The following is an 18546-nucleotide window of genomic DNA, read 5'->3' as shown; positions in this document are numbered from 1 at the left end:
CTGGGTGGTGCTGTGCGTGCGGTGGTGCTGTCGGGTGCGGTCAGGGCCGCAGGGCGCGGTTGACGAGCTCGGTGTCGGTGAACTGCTCGAATGCGACGACCTCGCCGCCCTCGACCCGCCACACGTGGGCGACGCGGGCGGCGAAGAAGCGTCCGGTCTGCTTGTAGGTGCCCGAGTAGGTGCCGATCCCCACGACCACGTCGCCGCCGTCGATGACCTCGTCGATCGCGACGGTGTAGTCGTCCCATTCCTCCTGGATGCGCCCGAAGACGTTCTCGGCGACGGCGTCTGGCCCGATGTAGGTCCCCGCATACGGGAACCCCGCCGCCTCCGTCCAGCAGATGTCGGCGGCGAACGGCGCGAGCATGCCGTCGAGGTCGTGGCGGTCGTTGGCGGCGTAGTGCTCGCGGATCAGGTCTGCGTTGCTCATGCGGTTCTCCTTCGGAGCCGTGCGGGGCGGAGGTCAGACGGGTTGGGCGTCGGGGTAGGCGACCGATCCCAAGGGGTAGATGTGGCCGCCGCCGCGGGAGTGCTCCGCGTCGCCGTCACCGTTGAGCCCGAGGAAGATCCCCGTGGTCATGAGCTGATAGCCGAGGTCGTGCAGCCAGACGCTCGCGACGGCGATGCGGAACTCGCGGAAGCAGAACAGGTACAGGCCGTCGGCGAACTTCCACACCGTCGACAGGTCCATGTCGCCGTGACCGCGCTGCACGCCCTCCAGGCACTGCCACGCGTAGCGCTGGCTTGAGATGTAGACGTGCTCGTACAGGTGATGCGGGCTGTACCGGTAGACGTTGCGCTTGCCGATGAGGTCGCGGCTCGGTCCAGGGACCTCGCCGGTCGCCGGGCCGGCGTCCGTCGTCGCCGCCCAGAAGTCCTGTCCGACCTGCGGAGTGCCCTCGACGGCCTCCGCCGCGATGCGCGAGCGGACGACCGTGGCACGGTTCGTCCTCGTGGAGAACACCACCGTGACGGCTTCGCGCAGGCGGCTCTGCATCGGGATGTTGACGAACACCACGTCGTCGCGTACCCGCACCGCGTCATACGGATCGGTGCCGGAGGCGCCGAGTCCGTCCCAGGCGACCGTCTCGTCGGAGAAGCGCAGGGTCAGCGATGTGCCGTCGTCCAGCGCGAGCGTGAGCGCGGTACCGGCGAGCGAGGTGTTCGGCAGCCGGAACGTGTCGATGCCGGCGGCGAACTCGTCGTACGTGCGCCACTGGTCGAGTGCGGGGTCGGCGGAGATGTCGGTCATGGGGGTCCTGACGTCGCACGCGGCGGAGCGTCGATGCTCCGGGCACCGCGTCGTCGCGGTGCGCTTGCCTCATGCTCGGTCCGAGCCCGTCATCCGCTCAAGGCCGGGGCGGCCATCGCGCGCCGAGAGTCAACCGGCGTGCCCTCCCGGGCAAGGGTCGATGGCAGCCGGGGGACGACTACGGCGACCTCAGTGCCCTGCGCGGTACTCGCTGGGGGAGACCCCGAAGGTCGACTTGAACGCGCGGCTGAAGTGCGCGGCGTCGACGAACCCCCAGCGGGCCGCGATCGCTGCGACCGGACGGTCGGCGAGCATGGGGTCGAGCAGGTCGCGGCGGCACTGCTCCAGGCGGCGGGTACGGATCCAGGTCGAGACCGTGACGCCCTGCTCCTGGAAGAGCCCGTGCAGGTGTCGGGTCGAGATGTAGTGCGCTGCGGCGATCGTGGCGGGGCCGAGGTCGGTCGACGCGAGGTTGCGGTCGATGTACGAGCGGATGCGCTGCACCAGGGCGCGATGCGGGTCGGCCGACACCTCGTCGAGTCCGAGCTCACGGGTGAAGACGGTCGTGACGAGGTCGAGGGCACTGTGCGCCAGTCGGGCTCCGGTTGTTCCGGCGAGCTGATCGAGGTTGCCCGCGAGCTGCGTCAGGTACGGCACCACCATGCTGCCGAGGCCCTCGTGGCCGGAGATGCGCACGGCGGTCAGCTGTCCGACCATGTCGGCGGGAAGGCTGATGAGGTGCTTCGGGAACATCACGACCATGGTCCGGAAGTCCTGGTCGAACACGAGGGAGTAGGGGCGGTCGGTGTCGTACACGGCGAGGTCGCCCGCCTGCAGCACGGCTTCGCGGTCGTCCTGGATCAACAGGCCGGTGCCGGCGAGCATCAGGCTGACCTTGAAGTACGAGCGGTCGCCGCGCGCGATCAGCTCCGGGGTGCGCTCGACGACGTGCGAGGTCGCGCGCAGATCGTTCACGTGCACCTCGTCGACCGAGGCGCCGCGGATCACGCCGCGGAAGTGATCGGGGCCGGCGGTCGTCACCTGCAACGGGACGAAGGACTCGGAGACGGCAGCGCGGAAGTCGCTGATGTTGCGCGCGACAAGAGTGGACACCGATTCGGCGGCGGGTGCACCGTTCATGACTGATCACCTCGGGATGGTGGAACGACGACGTTGTATACGATCCGTTCCGCGATGGTATCACCGGCATCCGGTCGACGGGACGACTTCTATGATGTGGACCGTGACGGATGAATCGCTCAAGACGCTCGCCGGTCGGGTGCGGCAGGTGCTGAGGCAGGTGCGCGGACCCGCGACCGATGCCGCCGTGTTCGAGGCGACGGCCCTGATCGTGGGCAGCGGCTTCCTCGTCGCGGGTTTCCTGATCGCGCTGCCGGTGTTCTGGGGGCACGAGTTGGCGATCAGCGGCACCGGATCGATCGGCCTCTTCGCGGCGTACGGCGGGGCCGTCACCGCCGTGATCGCGTTCACGTTCGGGCGCCTGGCCGTGCGCCCCGAGAAGGTGGATCCCGGCGCCGCTCGCGACGGTTTCAGTGTCCCCGGCGATCGACTGCGCTGGTACGACCTCGCGGCCATCGCCTTCGCGCACGCGGCCATCGCGTATCTGGGCTGGCTCGGTGTCGCGGAGCTGCTCGAGCGCAGCTTCACGGATGCGCCGGTGTTCCCCTTCCCCGGGGCGGTGCTGGTCGCCGTGGCGTTCGCCTTGGCGGGCTACGTGTCGTTCCTGAGCGCCGTCGCCCTCACTCCGACGGTGCTGTCGCTGGTGCTCGCGGTGTTCCTGGTGGTCGGCGCGTTCGCCAGCATGCTCGCCTCGAGCGACGTGCACTGGTGGCGTGACAACCTCTCCGCCCTCGGCATGAGCAGCAACAGCGCCTCGGTCGCGTTCAACACGACGCTGATCATCGCCGGAGTCATGGTGACCACGATCTCGCGGTACGCGACGGCGGGACTGCCTGCGGACGATCCCCTCGACCGTCGAGGACGGTTCATGGTGCGCGGCGGGCTGATCCTGCTCGGGATCCTCCTCGCGTGCGTCGGGCTCTTCCCCGTCGACGAGTTCTTCCTGGTGCACAACACGGTCGCGACCGGCATGTGCGTCGTGTTCGCGGTGATCGTGATCGGGCTGCCGTGGTTCCTGCGGAGCATCCCGCGCGTGTTCGTCGGCCTCGGCTGGGCGTACGTGCTGGTCATCATCCTGCTCGCGGCCTTCTTCGCCGTCGGGTACTACAACCTCACGGCCGTCGAACTCATCGCTGCGGTGCTGATCTTCAGCTGGATCATCGTGTTTCTGCGCACAGCCGGGTCGATCGGGGCGCACGCGGACGCGTGAGCGGCGCGCCTGCCTCAGTCGCGGAGCGCGTTGGTCGCCTGACGGGTGCGCTGCAGGGCGTCGACCGTCTCGGCGAACCGCCGCTTCGCGACGCCGATGAACAGGCAGTCCACGAGGGCGAGCTGCGCGATGCGGCTGACCATGGCGCCGGCGCGGAACGCCGATTCGCGCACCTCGGTGAACAGGGCGTGGTCGGCGACACGGGCGAGAGGGGAGTCCTTCGCCGAGGTCACCGCGACGGTGGCGGAGCCGTTGGCCCGCGCGGTCTCGAGGAAGCGCACCGTCTCGATCGTCGAGCCCGCATGCGAGAAGCCGATCGCGACGGTCGGCGCCGATTGCAGCACGCTGGCGGCGACCGCTTCGTGCGAGTCGGAGAGCACATGGGCGTTGCGGCCGACGCGCAGGAGCTTGTGCGCCAGGTCTTCGGCGACGAACTGGCTCGCGCCGATGCCGTAGAGGAGGATCCGGTCGGCGCCGTCGATCGCATCGATGGCCGCTTCGAGCACGTCGAAGTCGAGCTGGGCGACGGTCTCCTCGATCGCGAGCAGCTCGAGAGCGGCGAGCTTCGACACCGCCTCCTGGAGCGAGTCCTCATCGGAGATCTCCGACCCGTAGGCGCCGCGGGCGGAGAACTGTGCGGCCTCTTTGCCGAGTTCGGTCGCCAGTGCCATGCGCAGCGGGGCGTAGCCGCTGAACCCGATCGCCCGGCAGAACCGCACGACGGAGGCGACCGAGGTGTGGCACTCCTCTGCGAGCTCGTTGATCGTCTTGTCGATCACGATCGAGGGGTTCTCGCGCACCACGGCGGCGATGCGCGCGAGCGACGGCGGCAGGGTCGAGGCGGCGGCTTCGATCGTCGATTGGATGCTCAATCGGTCCTCCGGGGATAGGGGATTCTCAGTATGTCGTGACGGCGGTCGCGACAAGAATGGTAAATTCTTTTCAGTGAGTCTACTTCGCATGTAGTCTCTTTTCGTTGCATCTTGACCGAGTCCCTGAGGAGAGCCGATGAGCGCGCAGTCGACCGCATCCGTCGATCTCGGCAAGTCGCGGTGCCGTGTCGTCATCCACGACGCTACGCGCATCGAGCGCTCCGGCGTGGGAGCGCCGGGCCTGGCTACGGCAGGCGGTGTCGCCGCTGCGGTCGACGCCATCGTGTCGCTGCTCGACGATGCGAAGGGTCTCGACCTCATCGGGGTCGGCGCCGCCGGCGCCTGGCTCGCACCGGATGCCGCGCAGGAGCTGGCGCGTCGTCTGGCCGCGGCCACCGGGGCGCGCATCGCCGTGGCCTCCGACGTCGTCACCGCGCACGCCGGCGCTCTGCACGGCGGCTCCGGCGTGCTGCTCATCGCCGGGACGGGAGCTGCGGCGCTCGGCATCGACGACGAGGGCGCCCGGCTCGTCGACGGCTGGGGCCCGGAACTCGGCGACTTCGGCAGCGGATCGTGGCTCGGTCGTGAGGCGTTGCGCGCGGTGCTGCGCGCCGATGACGGTCTCGCGCCCCGCACCGCCCTCACGCACGCCCTGGCCGCCCCCGTGGGCACGGCATCCGACGTGCAGGCCTGGCTCGCGCAGAGCGGCCCTCTCCCTCGGCGACTCGCGACGCTCGCCCCGCTCGTTCTCGACACCGCGGAAGCCGGAGACCCGATCGCGGGCGCGATCGTCGCCGACGGTGTCCGTCTGCTTACCGCGACAGCCGTCGCCGCCTCGACCCTGACCGCCGATGTGGTGGTCCACGGAGGGCTCGCAGACCACGTCTGGTTCCGCGATGTCCTCCACGTCTCCCTGAGCGCCGCCGGTCGCCGCGTCGTGCCGGCATCCGGCGATGCCCTCGACGGCGCGCTGCTGCTCGCGCGACGCCTCGATCTCCCTCACGAAAGGTTCGTGCACCGTGCCGAATGACGACTCCCGACTCGCCGCCCTCCTCTCCGTGCTCGAGAACCTCGATACGGAGGCGTCGACGACGGAACGCGGCGACCTGGATCTGCTCGGCACCGACGAGCTCGTGCGACGGATGAACGCCGAGGATCGCCGGGTGCCCGAGGCCGTCGCCGAGCGCATCCCCGAGATCGCCGCTGCCGTCGACGGCATCACGGAGCGGTTCCGCCGCGGCGGGAGGCTCATCTACATCGGCGCCGGCACGGCGGGGCGCATCGGCGTGCTCGACGCGAGCGAATGCCCGCCGACGTTCGGGACCGACCCCTCGATGGTGGTGGGGCTGATCGCCGGTGGCGAGACCGCCATCCGCGCAGCGGTCGAGAACGCCGAGGACGATGCGGAGGCGGCAGGCATCTCGTTGCGCGAGCTCGAGCTGTCGGCGCTCGACACGGTCGTCGGCATCTCCGCGTCCGGGCGCACCCCCTACGTCGTGGGCGGGCTGAACCACGCCAGAGCCGTCGGAGCCCTCACCGTCGCGATCGCGTCGAACGCCTCCTCCGAGATCGGGGCGGCCGCCGAGATCGCGATCGAGGTCGTCACCGGGCCCGAGTTCATCTCCGGGTCGACGCGCCTGAAGTCCGGGACCGCTCAGAAGCTCGTCGTGAACATGCTCACGACGCTGTCGATGATCAAGCTCGGCAAGACCTATCGCGGCGTCATGGTCGACCTGCTCGCCACGAACGAGAAGCTGCACGCGCGGTCGATCCGTACCGTGTCGCAGCTCGCCGGCGTGGGGATCGACGAGGCCTCCGCGGCTCTGAAGGGCGCGGAGGGCTCCGTCAAGCTCGCGCTGCTGATGCTGGCGACGGACGCCTCGCCGCAGACCGCCGCGTCTGCGCTCGACGGCGCCGACGGCATCCTCCGCGACGCGATCTCCGCACTCGCCTGATCCGCACCCGCCTGATCCGCCGCCGGGCCGAGTCGGCTCAGTGTCCGCAGGTGCAGGCGCCTCCGCCGCAGCATCCCTCCGCGGCCGCGCCGTGCGCCTGGGACGACTCCGGCACGTCCATCGCCGGGTTCTGGTCGAGGAACCCGTTCGGCTTGAACCAGAATCCCGCATAGTCGACGGGCATGATGGGCCAGTCCTCCGGCCGCGGGAAGTGCGTGAGTCCGAACGTGTGCCACAGCACGATGTCCTCGCCGTCGATCGACCGGTCGCCCGCCGTGTACTCGGGCAGTCCCGCGCCGCCCTGGTGGGCGTTGGGATAGCGTCCGGCAGGCCAGACCTGCCCCTGTTCATGACGTGTGGCCCACAGGTGCTTCGTGGCGAAGGCGGCGCGCGCGGCGACCGAGGACTGCGGGTCGGCCATCAGCAGCGCGGTCGGCTCGGGGATCAGGTGGTAGGCGGTGGGGCGTCCGACGCGGTTGGTGCGCGACGCGCTCTGCACCTCCCACACGCGCGCGACCGAGGAGTCGGCCTCGCGCTGCGCCTCGCGCTCGGTGCGCAACGGCGTCTCCGACCACGTGAACGCGTTCCCGAACGGATTCTCCGGGCCCATGGGCACGCGCTGGGCATCGATCTCGAGGAGCCGGTTGTCCTCACCGTCGATCGCGACATCGAGTCGGGCGCAGAACAGGTGCTGGTGCACGGGCGCGAAGACCCCGGGGGCGAGCTCGGTCGCGTGCTTCTGCCGCACGCCCGGTTCGCCCGCCGCCGCGAAGACGATGCCGGTGGCCTTCGCGGTGACCTCGATGGAGCCGTCGAGGGAGAAGTTCCAGTAGAACCCGTAGTCGTAGTTGCCGATCGTGGAGAAGTACGACACCACGAAGCGGCGCGAGCGGCGCACGTCGGCGCGTCCGGCGAGGTCGGTGTGCTTCCAGAGGATGCCGTAGTCCTCCTCGTGCATGCAGACCACGTTGGGGATCCGCACCGGATGTCCGTGATCGTCGGCGACGTATCCGTCGAGGTAGCGGATCACGCCGAGGCAGTCGCAGCCGAGCTCGAGGTGGTTCGCGTTCTTCCCCAGCAGGTACTCTCCTGCGTCGAAGTAGCTGATCCAGAAGCGGCCGGGGGCGGTGTCTCCGTAGGGCACGACCATCTCCGGTACGCTGGCCCTGCTGAGCACCGAGCGGCCCTGGAAGCTCACGTCGTGCAGCACGAGGCCTTCGCGCGCGTTGAAGTCGACGCGCATCGACCAGCCCTCCCACTCGACCAGGGAGCCGGAGACCGTGAAGCTCGTGCCCTCCGGCTGCGTGATCTCGATCGGCTTGAGCGACGTGCGGGCGTCGCCCTGTGTCTCGGGGTAGTAGTTGCCGTGACCGGCGGGAACAGGGACGTCGCCGTGGTCCTCGACGCGGATCACGCTGTTCGACGTGAGGTCGATGTGCACGATGAGGCCCTCGACCGGATGCGCCCAGGGGGAGTCCTGCTCGTCGTACTTGAGGAACGTCAGTGAGCGGATGACGCGGCGGCCCACCTCGTCGGCGCGACCGGTGTACCCCGGCGCGAGGGGCCCGCAGAAGGCGAGCGCCATGTGCTCCTCCAAGCCGCGGCGTCGCATGGCCGCCTGCCATTCGGGGGAGGCCTTGGCGATGATCTCGGCGCGCTCGTACTCCTCGAACAGGTACTGCGGCTGACCGTACGGAGGGGCGTCGTTCGGCACGCGCTCGGTGCGCAGGACCTCGCCGCGCGTGATCGACACGACGGCCTCGGTCGCGACACCCGTCGCGACGTCGAGCAGGGTGATGTCGACGCGGCGGTCGATGGGGGACCCCGGCCGCCAGGCCGCGAGCTCCTCCTTGGTGGGTTCGTCGGGGAGCAGCATCGGCACGCGCGTGGTCTCGGTCATGAGGCCTGCTGCCTCGAGCACGGCCCTGGCCGCGGCGATCTCGGCGCCGGTCAACGGGTCGTGCGGGTGCGGGACCGCGATCTTCTCGATCGTCACGGGCTGCGGGGCGTGGTGGGACATCGTCGACCTCACTATTTTCGAGCGACTGCTCAATAAACGGGTTGGCACGATGATACGACGGCGCGCCCGGCGACCACAACCATCGGATCCCGGACGGAGTGCGAGGGTTCGAGTGCGGCTCAGGCGAGCCAGGGGGAGAGGATGCCGTCGAGCACGGCGAGATGGGCCGCGGCAGGCTGTGGCTCGGTGACCTCGACGATCTGCTGGCCGTAGGTGATCGAGCGCAGCAGTGCCATCACGGACTCGGTGGGGGTGTCCTGGCGCAGTTCGCCGTCGTCGACGGCCTCGTCCAGGGCGAGGCGGATGCTGTGCTGCCAGGTCGCGAGCGTCGGCGCCGCGGCGTCCGGGGTCGGGGCGAGTGCTGCCAGGCGCCCCCAGAAGCCGACCACCACGTGCGCCTCGGTGCGGGTGTGATCGTCGACCGGCAGCACCTCGCGCATCAGAGCCCGCAGCCGCGCCAGCCCGCGCAGTCCGGCCGTCGCGTCCGAGATGCGGGCGTCGGTGCGGCGGGTGACCTCGGCGGCCGCGGCGCGCACGACCTCGTCGAAGCCGTCGAAGTAGTGCCACAGCGACCCCGTCGCGACGCCCAGCTCCGCGGCGACCGCGCGCGAGGAGACGCTCTCGTGTCCGTCGCGCGCGGCGACGGCGAGCAGCGCCTCGGCGATCTGCCGGCGGCGCTCATCGTGATCGACGATGCGGGGCACGTGCCCATCTTGTCGCATCGAGACCCGGTCTAGCGTTATTGAGCGAGTGATCAATATACTGCCCGAGTGGAGCACCTCCTTCCCGCAGCACCGTGGCTGATGGCCGCTGCGGCCACCGTCTCGGCGGTCGCCTGCCTCGCCGCGTGGCGCGCGGTGCCCTGGCAGGGGCGGCAGAGCGCGCTCGTGATGGCGGCGGCGATGCTGATCCTCGCCGCGACCGACGGTGAGCCACTGATCGGACTCGTGCTCGGCGTCGTGCTGCTGCTCTCCGCCATGCTCGGCACGATGGGCGTGCGTGGCACGGCGGCCGCAGCCACATGCTGCCACCGCGCGGTGGTCTCGCTCGTGATGGCGATCTGCGCCTTCCAGGGCGCATCGGTTGCGGTCGCGGTGTCGCCGGCGACGGGGTCCGTCGCCGCGGGCCACGGCGGGCACGGCATGTCCGGTGCGCTGTCGGTGCTCGTGCTGGTCGGTGTCGTCGGCGTGGTGCTGTGGACCGTGGTCGGCGAACGGGTCGTCGCTCCCGTGCACCGTGGCCGGACGGCACGGCTGCTCACGACGGAGTCGTGGGCCATGGCCGCGGGCGTCGCCGTCATGTGCCTCGGGTTCTGACCCGCGCGCTGCGCACCCCTTCCGCTAGCGTGGCCGGATGCCCCTCGCCCTGATCACCGGCGCCGCCCGCGCGAACAGCATCGCCGCCGGCATCGTCCCTCGACTCCAGGCCGCCGGATGGACGGTCGTCACCAGCGACCTCCACGACGCCGACCACCCCGCCGACCTCGCGACCTCCGAGGGCCCCGGAGCGCTCGTCGCGGAGGTGAACGCCGTGCACGGACCGATCACCGCGCTCATCCTCAGCCATGCCCACGACGTCGAGTCCGGCATCCTCGACACCACGGCCGAGAGCTTCGACCGGCACGTCGCCGTGAACGCGCGCGCAAGCCTGCTGCTGATCGCGGCGTTCGCCCGCCAGGTGGGCGACGACGGGGGAGTGATCCTCGCCCTCACGAGCGACCACGTCACGGGCAACCTCCCCTACGGGGCGTCGAAGGGTGCGCTCGACCGGCTCGTGATCTCGGCCGCGCGAGAGCTCGGTCCGCGCGGGATCTCGGCGAACGTGCTCAACCCCGGACCGATCGACACCGGATGGATGGACGCCGACACCCGGGAGTCGCTCGCGGCGATGACACCCCTGGGCCGCCTGGGTCGCCCCGCCGACGTGGCCGCGATCGTGGAGTTCCTCGTCTCGGCAGAGGGCCGGTGGATCTCCGGCCAGCTGCTCCAGTCGGACGGGGCGTTCTCGGCGCGCTACTGAGACGCCGCGGCACGTCGCACGAACGCCCATGCGGCGACGGCGGCGACCGCCGAGGCCACCGTCATCGTGACGGCCATCGTCACCGCGTTCGTGCCGCCGATGCCCGCGGCGAGAGGGGCGAGCACAGGGCCGAACAGGAACGTCGCCATGCCGAGCAGCGCCGAGGCGGTGCCGGCGCGACTGCCGTGGTGCGCGAGCGCCAGAGTCTGACCGTTCGGTCCGCCGAGACCCGAGCACAGCATGAAGCCCACGAGTGCGACGATCACCCCCTGCACCCCGGTTCCCGTCAGCGCGAGCACGAGGAACACCGTCGTGGCGAGCAGCGTGGCCGTGATCCCGCCGAGGTATACGCGCAGCGTTCCCCAGCGCCGCACCACGAGCCGGCTGGTCTGGCTGCCGACGATGCTCGCGAGCGCTCCGGCCGCGAACGCGAGGCTGAAGGTCTGCGGGGTGAGACCGAACTGCTCCTGCAGCACGAAAGACGACATCGACAGGTAGGTGAAGAACGCCACGCCGCCGCCCGCCGCGGCGCACAGCACCGCCACGAAGAGACGGTCTCGGGCGACAGCGCCCGCGTGCGACCCGAGTGCGCGGAGTCCTCCGCCGTGTCGTGCCGCCGGGGGGAGGGTCTCCGGCAGGGCGAACACCACGACGAGGAGGAGGACGACCCCGACCGCGCCGAGCACGCCGAAGATGCCGCGCCAGTCCATGATGCGGGCGAGCTGGCCGCCGACGACGGGTGCGATGATCGGCGCCGTGCCCGAGACGAGGAACAACAGCGACAGCATGCGCGACAGCTCGACGCCCTCGAACTGGTCCCTGGCGATGGCGAGGCAGATCACGATGCCCGCGGAGCCTGCGAGTCCCTGCAGGAAGCGCGCGACCAGCAGCAGCTCGATCGTCGGCGCGACCGCGCACACGAGGGAGAGCACAGTGAACGCCACGACACCGACCAGCAGCGGCAGGCGTCGACCGAGTCGGTCGCTGAGCGGCCCCGCGACGAGCTGTCCGAGCCCCAGCCCGATCATGCACGCCGACATCGTGACCTGAGCCAGAGCCTCGGTGGTGCCGAGAGACGCGGCGAGCTGCGGCAGCTGCGGCAGGTAGAGGTCCATGGACAGGGGTCCGAAGGCCTCCAGCATCCCGAGCACCAGCATCGCCCGCAGCGTGCTCATGCGCGGACGGCCCTGTTCCGCCGACCCCGGGAGAGTCATCCGTCCAGGCGCAGGGTACGCCGCAGCCAGCTCTCGCGCGCGGCGACGGCGGCCCGAGACACCTCGGCTTCCGGGGAGAACCCCGCGAACCCGTGGTATCCGCCCGCCCACACGTGCAGTTCGGCCTGTCCACCGGTCGTCCAGATGCGCAGGGCGTAGTCGACCGCCTCGTCGCGGAACGTCTCGGCGGCGCCCACCTCGATGAACGCCGGGGCGAGCCCAGTCAGATCCTGGGCACGGGCGGGGGCCGTGTAGGGCGACACCCGGTCGCTGAACCGGTCGTCGCCGGCGATGGCATCCCACGCGGTGTCGTTGTTGTTGCGGTCCCACGCACCGAATCCGTCGTACTGCCGGCTGGAGGGGGTGTCGTTGCGGTCGTCGAGCATCGGGCATCCGAGCAGCTGGCCGGCCAGGCGCGGCCCGCCCCGGTCGCGCGCCAGAAGTGCGACGGCCGCGGAGAGACCTCCGCCCGCGCTCATCCCCGAGGCGATGATGCGGTCGGGGTCGATGCCGAGTTCGTCGGCGTGGGCGGCCATCCACTCCAGGGCGGCGTAGCAGTCCTCGGCCTGCGCCGGGCCAGGGTGCTCGGGGGCGAGGCGGTATTCGACTGCGACTCCGACCACCCCGTGGCGCTCGGCGAGGTCGATGAGTTCCGCCGTGCCGAAGAACCGCGTTCCCAGGACCATGCCGCCGCCGTGTATCGACAGCACGGCGGGTGCCGGTGCGGAAGCCGGACGGCTCGGCCGCACGATCGTGATCTCGATGTCGGGCGCGCCTGCCGGACCCGGGATCACACGGTCCTCCCACGTGATCGCCCGTCCCTCCGCCTGCACGGCCATGGGCGGGATGATCGTGGCGAAGTGGCCGCGGTTCGCGAGGATCGTGTCTGCGCGCAGCGGGATGATCTCGACCATCCCGACGAACGCGTCGAGGCCGGCGACCAGTTCAGGGTCGTACGGGACGGGCAGCGGCGCGGTCATCGGGCCGCCCGCCAGATCCGACGCAGCCACGAGGCGCGAGCGGCCAGAGCGGCGCGGGAGATCTCGGCGTCGGGCATGTACATGTCGAAGCCGTGCGCGCCTCCGCCCCAGACATGCAGCTCGGCCTGTCCGCCGGTCGCCCAGATGCGCAGGGCGTACTCGGTGTCCTCATCGCGGAAGGCCTCGGCCTCGCCGACCTCGATGTACGCGGGAGGGAGTGCGGAGAGGTCGGCCGCGCGACTCGGTGCCGCATAGGCGGGCGCCTCGTCGCTGAACGCGAGGTCGTCGCCGAGCACGCACGACCAGGCCAGCAGGTTCAGCTCGCGCTGCCACGTGCCGATGCCGTCGTACTGACGACTCGCGACCGTGGTGTTGGTGTTGTCGATCATGGGGCACAACAGCAGCTGTCCGGCCATGGCAGGGCCCTGTCGATCGCGGGCGAGGAGCGCGACCGCGGCGGTGAGGCCCCCTCCGGCGCTGCCGCCCCCGACGACGATGCGCTCGGGGTCGACGCCGAGCTCCGCGGCGTGCGCGTGCACCCAGACGAAGGCCGCGTAGCAGTCCTCCACGCCTGCGGGGTAGGGGTCTTCCGGGGCGAGGCGGTACTCCACGTTCACCGCGACCACCCCGTGCTCGGCCACGATGTCGACGACACGGCCGGTCTCCCACGAGCGGTGACCGACGATCATCCCGCCGCCGTGGATGTTCACGAACGCGGGAAGCGTGTCCCCGCTGGACCCCGCGGGGCGGAACACCGTGATCTCGATGTCGGGTGCTCCGGCGGGACCGGGGATGACACGGTCCTCCCAGTCGATGGCGCGGCCCGCGATGACGGTGTCGTTGTCGGGGAACATGCGGTCCGTTCCCTCCCGCGGCAGGGTCTCGCGGGTCAGCGGCGGCTGCGGGTTCTTCGCGAGCTCGTCGAGCACGGCCTGCACCTCGGGGTCGAAGGGCACGGGGGCGACGGTCGGGTGTCCGGCGGCGATGGCGGTCATGGTTCTCCTTGCAGGCGTGTCGGGGTGTCGGCGGGTCAGGGGCCTTCGGGGTCGACGACCCCGCGGTCGGCCCAGAACGGCTCGACGAGGCGGCGCAGTTCCTCCACCCCGAGGCGGTCGACCAGGGCGAGGGCGTCGAGGTTGGCGCGCAGCTGCTCGATGCTCGAGGCGCCGAACAGCGTCGTGGTGAGCGCGGGGTGCGTGAGCGTGAACGCGATGCCGAGCTGCGCCGGGGACACGCCCAGCGACGACGCGACGTCCGCGAAAGCCGGCACGTCGGCGATGATCCGCTCCCGGATGTCGCCGGGGTCGCGGCCGATCTGCCGGTCGCCGTTCACCTTCCCGGCCAGCACGCCGCCCTCGAGACAGTCGGAGGCCTGCAGGGTCAGCCCCTGGTCCCACAGCCGTGCGAAGGGTTCGCCGTCGGGGATCGAGCGCCGTGAGACGCTGTACTTCAGCTGCGCGATCTGCGGTCCGGCGACGCCCTCGACTGCGGCGATGTCGATCAGGGTCTGGATGCTCGATGCCGACCAGTTGTTCACGCCCCAGGCGCGGATGAGGCCGGCGTCCTGGAGGCGGGCGAGGTCGAGCACGAGCTCGCGCAGGTCGAGGTCGTCGCGGCGCAGGTCGCCCAGGATCACGAGGTCGGCGTGCTCGACGCCGACGCGCATCAGGGCGTTCTCGAGCTGCGGGCGGAACCCGTCGTCGCCGAACGCCTCGAGCCACAGCTTCGACGACAGCAGCCACTCGTCGCGGCGCAGACCTGCCGCGCGCACCATGGCCGAGAAGATCACGTCGGTGAACACGGGCGGGGCGCCTGGCGCGGAGTACACGCCGACGTCGAAGAGGTTCACGCCGCGGTCCGTGGCCTCGCGCAGCATGGCGACCGCGTCGGCGAAGTCCATCCGGTCGTACGTGTGCCAGGAGCCGAGCGAGAACAGCGCGGCGTCGATGCCGCTGCGGCCGATCTCGCGGCGGGGCAGGAGGGGAGTGGTCACGGTCGTCGTCCTCACAGTCTCGGGTCGATGACGGCCTTGACCTCATCGAGATGGTGCATGTCGGCGATCTTCGTCGAGGCGTCGGCGAGGCCGACCGGGGTGCTGAAGAGGTCGTCCCACGGGAAGCGGTCGGCGAAGGCGGTGAAGAAGTCGATCGCACGGGAGTAGTCCGAGATGTCGCCGTTGAGCGAGCCGACCACGGTGAGCTCCTTGCCCATGATGGTGCTGAGGGGGAAACCATCGCCTGCGGGCCCGGTGGAGCCGACGATCGCGATGGTTCCGCGCTGTGCCGCCATCCCGATCGCGTCGGGGCCGACACTCGGGGCGCCGGCGAAATCGAACACGTGGTCGGCGCCGCGACCGCCGGTGAGCGCCATGACCTGGTCGACCACCGGTCCGTCGCGGAAGTCGACGACCGCGTCGGCTCCGAACCGTCCGGCGAGTGCGAGCCGGGACGCGGGTGCCCCGACCGTGATCACTTGGCCGGCGCCGGAGATCTTCGCGACGGCGGTGGCGAAGATCCCGAGGGCGCCTGCGCCCTGCACGACCACGCTCGACCCTGGTCGGAGGCGACCTGCGCGTTCGAACGCGCGCAGCACCGTCTTGGCTGCGCAGCCCGCCATCGACGCCCAGGTGTCCTTCACGGATGCGGGGAGCAGCAGCTTGGCAGCTCCGGGGGTGACGTAGGCGTACTCCGAGAGCCCGGCGGTGGCGAACGGGGGCACATCGGCGCGTTGCAGGAAGCCGTACCCGCGGTGCGCGCACGCGACGGGTTCGCGCAATACCACGCATCCGTGACACTCGCCGCACGTCGACTCGGACCAGCCGATGCGGTCGCCGGGGGCGAGCGGGCGTCCGAGGGCGTCTCTCGCGTCCGGCCCGGTGGCGACGATCTCGCCGACCATCTCGTGGCCGAGCACCATCGGGAGCATGCCGGGGAACGTCATCCGCCCCTCCCAGATCTCGATGTCGGTGCCGCACAGCGTGGTGCAGGCGATGCGCACGAGGGCAGCGCCCGGTTCGATCTCCGAGGGGAGCGGAAGGTCCTGCAGGGTGAGTGGCTCGCCGTGCGCGGTGAGCACCGCGGCGCGGGTCGTGCGCGGCAGGTCGGCGATGGTCGGCAGCTCGGTGGTGGGGACGGACATGGTTCTCCAGACGGCGGTGTCGGTCAGACCAGGAGCTGTCCGCCGTCGACGGCGACGGAGACCCCGGTGATGTGGCTGGCGGCGTCGCTCGCGAGGAAGACGACGAGGGGAGTGACCTGCTCGACGGCGGCGATCGCGCCGAGCGGGATGCGCGACTCCCAGGCCGCTCGCGCGTCGGGGTTCGAGGCGAAGTCGGCGGTCAGCGGGGTGAGCACCGGGCCGGGGGCGACGGCGTTGACCCGCACGCCGGAGGGCGCGAGCTCGATCGCGGCGGTGCGGGTCAGCGCGTCGACCGCGGCCTTGGTCGCCTCGTAGTGGCCGAGCCCTGGGGTGGGCTGCCTGGCGCCGATCGACGAGATGTTCACGATCGTGCCGCGCCCCGCCTCGGCGAACAGGGCGCCGAAGACGCGGAGCATGAGGAAGGTGCCCCGCACGTTGACATGGAGGGCCGTGTCGAACACGTCGACCGGGACCTCCTGCAGCGTGCCGCCGCCCGCGACGACACCCGCGTTGTTGACGAGCACGTCGATGCCGCCGCCGGCCGCGAGCAGCTCCGCCGCGGCGAGGACCGACGACTCGTCGGCGATGTCGAGGGGGAGTGCCGTCGCGCCGATCTCGGACGCGACGACGGCGGCGGCATCCGCGTTCACATCGCCGATGAAGACGTCGTCGCCGCTCTCGCGGAAGGCGGCGGCGATGCCGCGGCCGAGTCCGGATGCGCCTCCGGTGACGAGGATGCGGCGGGGGGATGCGGTCATGTTCGTCCTCACTGACGGCTGATCTGACGGGGGTGTCTCCGTTATATTCTACAAACATAGAAAAACACAACCCCGTGCGAAGAGATGGCGAAGGAGCCTTCATGCCCGAATCGACATATCCCCGGAAGTCCCTCCGCGTCGGCGGGAGTCCGGTGCCCCCTCTCGCCCTCGGGTCGTGGAACACCTGGGACCGGATGGGGCCGGACGAGGCTGTCGCCCTGATCCGTCGAGCGGTCGACCTCGACGCCGGGTTCTTCGACGTGGCGTACTACAACATGGGGCCGCATGCCGAGAACTCGAAGACCGACATCCTCTTCGGCCAGGCGCTGCGGGCGAGCGGTGTCGACCGCGCCGACATCGTGCTGTGCGGCAAGCTCTGGCTGTGGGACTGGCCGAACCAGGGGTTCCGCGCGCAACTCGTCGAGTCGCTGCAGCGCGCGGGGCTCGACCGCTTCGACACGCTCGTCGTGGGGGACTATCTCGACGCCCCCGACATGCCGCGACTCGTCACGGAGGTGAACGAACTGATCGCCGAGGGGTTCGTCGACTCCTGGGGCATCAACAACTGGCGGATCGAGCACACGCGGGAGGCGCTCGCCGAGGCTGCGGAACAGGGTGCGGCCGGGCCGGTCTTCGCGCAGCTGAAGTACGGCATCGCCCGTCGATCGATGGCCGAGGGCGACGCCTACGGTCCGTTGTTCGCCGACGGGACGCTCACGCTCCAGGCGTCGGACGTGTTCGAGGGCGGCATCCTCGCCACCGGGCGCGCGCCCGAGCGCAAGATCGGCGCCGACGTGGGCGGCATCCGGGAGCAGATCGCCGCCGTGTTCCCCGAGGTGGCGCGCATCGCGGGGGAGTTCGGCGTCACGCCGGCCGCGCTCGGCATCGCCTTCTGCCTCACCAATCCCGCCACCGCGAACGTGCTGTTCGGCGCCTCGCGGCTCTCGCAGCTGGAGCAGAACCACGCGGCTCTCGCCCTCGCCCGCGATCACGGAGCCGAGGTGCGCGATGCGCTCGCCGCATGCTGGGTCGATCGGGATGTGCGTGCCGACGGCGTCTGGTGAGGAGCGCGGGCTGCGACCGGATCCTGCGCATCGGTTCGACGTGCGCGGCTAGTGCGCGCCGCCGAACTCGATCATCGCCACGCCGGCCGCGATGAGCGCGACGCCGATCGCCATCATGAGGGAGAAATGGTCCTTGAAGATCACGCGGCCCAGGACCGCGGTCAGCGCGACCCCGGCGGCCGCCCAGACGCCGTAGGCGACACCCACCGGCATCCCCAGCGCGAGGATCGTGCCGAGCAGCGTGAAGGCCGCGAGGTATCCGATCGCGATCACGGGGAGCCAGCGCTTGCGCCGGAGTCCTTCGGATGCGCGCAGGCTCAGGGTCGCGGTGACCTCGCTGGCGATCGCGAGGGCGAGCAAGAGCCAGATCATGGGGTGGCCTCCGTCGACTCGCGTGCATGCGAGCCGAGCTCGACCAGCAGCACACCGACCACGATCACGCCGACGCCGATCAGCTGCACGGGGCCGAGGACCTCGCCGAACAGCACGGTGCCGAACACCGCGGTGAGCACGACGCCGACCGCCGACCAGATGCCGTAGGCGACGCCGACGGCCATGCCGCGGTCGAGCACGACCGAAAGCAGCCACAGCGAACCCGTGTAGCCGACCGCGACGACGATCAGCCACAGCGGATGCGTGAAGCCCTCGGCCGCGCGCAACGAGAGCGTCGCCGTGACCTCCAGCGCGATGGCGGTCAGGAGGGGCGGCCAGGCGGAGGGGCGCGGGCGGTCGATCATCACGGGCCTTTCGTGGAGGGGTCCGAGGAGGGGAACGTGCAGTGGTGGCGGGGGATTCCCTCTTCGGCGAGTGGGCGTGTGGGCGAGGAACGCGAGGAGGTGAGTGGGCGTGTGGGCGTGTGGGCGTGTGGGCGAGGAAGGCGGGCATGTGTGAGGCGGGTGTTCGATCGTCTCGGTTGCCGGTGAA

The 18546-nt window shown here is 70.8% G+C and carries 20 protein-coding genes; 6 read left to right on the top strand and 14 right to left on the bottom strand.

The window, feature by feature from the left end:
* Positions 1-40 precede the first annotated feature (40 nt).
* The 3 genes from AB0E56_RS15015 to AB0E56_RS15005 all read right to left on the bottom strand — a co-directional run bounded on the left by AB0E56_RS15015 (position 41) and on the right by AB0E56_RS15005 (position 2392).
* Positions 41-430: a nuclear transport factor 2 family protein gene (locus tag AB0E56_RS15015; RefSeq protein ID WP_359800268.1), complete on the bottom strand. Its 390-nt coding sequence runs from the start codon at positions 428-430 to the stop codon at positions 41-43.
* Positions 431-463: 33 nt separating this feature from the next.
* Entirely contained in the window at positions 464-1252 is a 789-nt protein-coding gene (locus AB0E56_RS15010) for a MoaF C-terminal domain-containing protein (RefSeq protein WP_359800265.1), read from the bottom strand.
* A gap of 189 nt (positions 1253-1441) precedes the next feature.
* Positions 1442-2392, bottom strand: coding sequence for a helix-turn-helix domain-containing protein (locus AB0E56_RS15005; protein ID WP_359800264.1), 951 nt, complete (start codon positions 2390-2392; stop codon positions 1442-1444).
* A gap of 103 nt (positions 2393-2495) precedes the next feature.
* Between AB0E56_RS15005 and AB0E56_RS15000 the strand changes: the two genes are divergently transcribed.
* Positions 2496-3602: a DUF998 domain-containing protein gene (locus AB0E56_RS15000; protein ID WP_359800262.1), complete on the top strand. Its 1107-nt coding sequence runs from the start codon at positions 2496-2498 to the stop codon at positions 3600-3602.
* A 14-nt stretch (positions 3603-3616) separates the two neighbouring features.
* Here the strand turns inward: AB0E56_RS15000 and AB0E56_RS14995 are convergent, their stop codons facing one another.
* Complete coding sequence (locus AB0E56_RS14995) at positions 3617-4474, bottom strand: MurR/RpiR family transcriptional regulator (RefSeq protein ID WP_359800260.1); 858 nt, start codon at positions 4472-4474, stop codon at positions 3617-3619.
* A 136-nt stretch (positions 4475-4610) separates the two neighbouring features.
* Here AB0E56_RS14995 and AB0E56_RS14990 point away from each other — a divergent pair, with 136 nt between their 5' ends.
* Positions 4611-5504 carry a BadF/BadG/BcrA/BcrD ATPase family protein gene (locus AB0E56_RS14990; RefSeq protein ID WP_359800257.1) on the top strand — a complete coding sequence of 298 codons (894 nt, stop codon included), beginning with the start codon at positions 4611-4613 and terminating at the stop codon, positions 5502-5504.
* Positions 5494-6429 carry an N-acetylmuramic acid 6-phosphate etherase gene (gene murQ / locus AB0E56_RS14985; protein WP_359800255.1) on the top strand — a complete coding sequence of 312 codons (936 nt, stop codon included), beginning with the start codon at positions 5494-5496 and terminating at the stop codon, positions 6427-6429. Before AB0E56_RS14990 ends, murQ begins: the two co-directional genes overlap by 11 nt.
* Positions 6430-6466: 37 nt before the next feature.
* Here the strand turns inward: murQ and AB0E56_RS14980 are convergent, their stop codons facing one another.
* Together AB0E56_RS14980 and AB0E56_RS14975 are read right to left on the bottom strand one after the other, a co-directional pair.
* The gene (locus AB0E56_RS14980; RefSeq protein ID WP_359800252.1) at positions 6467-8449 is read right to left on the bottom strand and encodes a primary-amine oxidase; all 1983 of its coding nucleotides are present in this window, start codon (positions 8447-8449) and stop codon (positions 6467-6469) included.
* A gap of 119 nt (positions 8450-8568) precedes the next feature.
* Complete coding sequence (locus AB0E56_RS14975) at positions 8569-9153, bottom strand: TetR/AcrR family transcriptional regulator (RefSeq protein ID WP_359800251.1); 585 nt, start codon at positions 9151-9153, stop codon at positions 8569-8571.
* Positions 9154-9219: 66 nt separating this feature from the next.
* Between AB0E56_RS14975 and AB0E56_RS14970 the strand changes: the two genes are divergently transcribed.
* A complete protein-coding gene (locus AB0E56_RS14970) occupies positions 9220-9765 on the top strand; it encodes a hypothetical protein (protein WP_359800250.1) in 546 nt (181 codons plus the stop codon).
* Between the two features lie 37 nt (positions 9766-9802).
* Positions 9803-10468, top strand: a complete 666-nt coding sequence (locus AB0E56_RS14965) for an SDR family oxidoreductase (RefSeq protein ID WP_359800248.1) — start codon at positions 9803-9805, stop codon at positions 10466-10468.
* On the opposite strand, the gene AB0E56_RS14960 is transcribed toward AB0E56_RS14965, so the two are convergent.
* Genes AB0E56_RS14960 through AB0E56_RS14935 form a run of 6 tightly spaced genes read right to left on the bottom strand, consistent with a single transcriptional unit; the run spans position 10462 to position 16558 of the window.
* Entirely contained in the window at positions 10462-11643 is a 1182-nt protein-coding gene (locus tag AB0E56_RS14960; protein WP_359800246.1) for a multidrug effflux MFS transporter, read from the bottom strand. The genes AB0E56_RS14965 and AB0E56_RS14960 overlap by 7 nt on opposite strands.
* A 35-nt stretch (positions 11644-11678) precedes the next feature.
* Entirely contained in the window at positions 11679-12662 is a 984-nt protein-coding gene (locus AB0E56_RS14955; RefSeq protein WP_359800244.1) for an alpha/beta hydrolase, read from the bottom strand.
* Positions 12659-13657 (bottom strand): alpha/beta hydrolase, encoded by a 999-nt coding sequence (locus AB0E56_RS14950; protein WP_359800241.1) that lies wholly within the window; start codon positions 13655-13657, stop codon positions 12659-12661. The genes AB0E56_RS14955 and AB0E56_RS14950 overlap by 4 nt, the downstream gene beginning before the upstream one ends.
* 35 nt (positions 13658-13692) lie before the next feature.
* A complete protein-coding gene (locus AB0E56_RS14945; RefSeq protein ID WP_359800238.1) occupies positions 13693-14655 on the bottom strand; it encodes an aldo/keto reductase in 963 nt (320 codons plus the stop codon).
* Between the two features lie 11 nt (positions 14656-14666).
* Positions 14667-15800, bottom strand: a complete 1134-nt coding sequence (locus AB0E56_RS14940; protein WP_359800237.1) for a zinc-binding dehydrogenase — start codon at positions 15798-15800, stop codon at positions 14667-14669.
* A 23-nt stretch (positions 15801-15823) separates the two neighbouring features.
* Positions 15824-16558 carry an SDR family NAD(P)-dependent oxidoreductase gene (locus AB0E56_RS14935; RefSeq protein ID WP_359800235.1) on the bottom strand — a complete coding sequence of 245 codons (735 nt, stop codon included), beginning with the start codon at positions 16556-16558 and terminating at the stop codon, positions 15824-15826.
* Positions 16559-16659: 101 nt separating this feature from the next.
* On the opposite strand from AB0E56_RS14935, the gene AB0E56_RS14930 reads away from it, so the two are divergent.
* Positions 16660-17622: an aldo/keto reductase gene (locus AB0E56_RS14930; RefSeq protein WP_359800233.1), complete on the top strand. Its 963-nt coding sequence runs from the start codon at positions 16660-16662 to the stop codon at positions 17620-17622.
* Positions 17623-17670: 48 nt separating this feature from the next.
* On the opposite strand, the gene AB0E56_RS14925 is transcribed toward AB0E56_RS14930, so the two are convergent.
* Together AB0E56_RS14925 and AB0E56_RS14920 are read right to left on the bottom strand one after the other, a co-directional pair.
* On the bottom strand, positions 17671-17994 hold the full coding sequence (locus AB0E56_RS14925) for an SMR family transporter (RefSeq protein ID WP_359800232.1): 324 nt from the start codon (positions 17992-17994) through the stop codon (positions 17671-17673).
* Positions 17991-18359 carry a multidrug efflux SMR transporter gene (locus AB0E56_RS14920; RefSeq protein WP_359800230.1) on the bottom strand — a complete coding sequence of 123 codons (369 nt, stop codon included), beginning with the start codon at positions 18357-18359 and terminating at the stop codon, positions 17991-17993. The genes AB0E56_RS14925 and AB0E56_RS14920 overlap by 4 nt, the downstream gene beginning before the upstream one ends.
* Positions 18360-18546: the final 187 nt, after the last annotated feature.

The organism is Microbacterium sp. NPDC028030, from assembly GCF_040637855.1.
GTDB lineage: Bacteria > Actinomycetota > Actinomycetes > Actinomycetales > Microbacteriaceae > Microbacterium.
Note: the sequence above shows the minus strand (reverse complement) of the source record. Positions and strands in the feature narration are given on the sequence as shown.

Coding starts and splice junctions, on each gene's coding strand:
- AB0E56_RS15015 (WP_359800268.1), bottom strand. CDS start 430: ATGAGCAACGCAGACCTGATCCGCGAGCACTACGCCGCCAACGACCGC.
- AB0E56_RS15010 (WP_359800265.1), bottom strand. CDS start 1,252: ATGACCGACATCTCCGCCGACCCCGCACTCGACCAGTGGCGCACGTAC.
- AB0E56_RS15005 (WP_359800264.1), bottom strand. CDS start 2,392: ATGAACGGTGCACCCGCCGCCGAATCGGTGTCCACTCTTGTCGCGCGC.
- AB0E56_RS14990 (WP_359800257.1), top strand. CDS start 4,611: ATGAGCGCGCAGTCGACCGCATCCGTCGATCTCGGCAAGTCGCGGTGC.
- AB0E56_RS14980 (WP_359800252.1), bottom strand. CDS start 8,449: ATGTCCCACCACGCCCCGCAGCCCGTGACGATCGAGAAGATCGCGGTC.
- AB0E56_RS14965 (WP_359800248.1), top strand. CDS start 9,803: ATGCCCCTCGCCCTGATCACCGGCGCCGCCCGCGCGAACAGCATCGCC.
- AB0E56_RS14960 (WP_359800246.1), bottom strand. CDS start 11,643: ATGAGCACGCTGCGGGCGATGCTGGTGCTCGGGATGCTGGAGGCCTTC.
- AB0E56_RS14955 (WP_359800244.1), bottom strand. CDS start 12,662: ATGACCGCGCCGCTGCCCGTCCCGTACGACCCTGAACTGGTCGCCGGC.
- AB0E56_RS14950 (WP_359800241.1), bottom strand. CDS start 13,657: ATGACCGCCATCGCCGCCGGACACCCGACCGTCGCCCCCGTGCCCTTC.
- AB0E56_RS14940 (WP_359800237.1), bottom strand. CDS start 15,800: ATGTCCGTCCCCACCACCGAGCTGCCGACCATCGCCGACCTGCCGCGC.
- AB0E56_RS14935 (WP_359800235.1), bottom strand. CDS start 16,558: ATGACCGCATCCCCCCGCCGCATCCTCGTCACCGGAGGCGCATCCGGA.
- AB0E56_RS14930 (WP_359800233.1), top strand. CDS start 16,660: ATGCCCGAATCGACATATCCCCGGAAGTCCCTCCGCGTCGGCGGGAGT.
- AB0E56_RS14925 (WP_359800232.1), bottom strand. CDS start 17,994: ATGATCTGGCTCTTGCTCGCCCTCGCGATCGCCAGCGAGGTCACCGCG.
- AB0E56_RS14920 (WP_359800230.1), bottom strand. CDS start 18,359: ATGATCGACCGCCCGCGCCCCTCCGCCTGGCCGCCCCTCCTGACCGCC.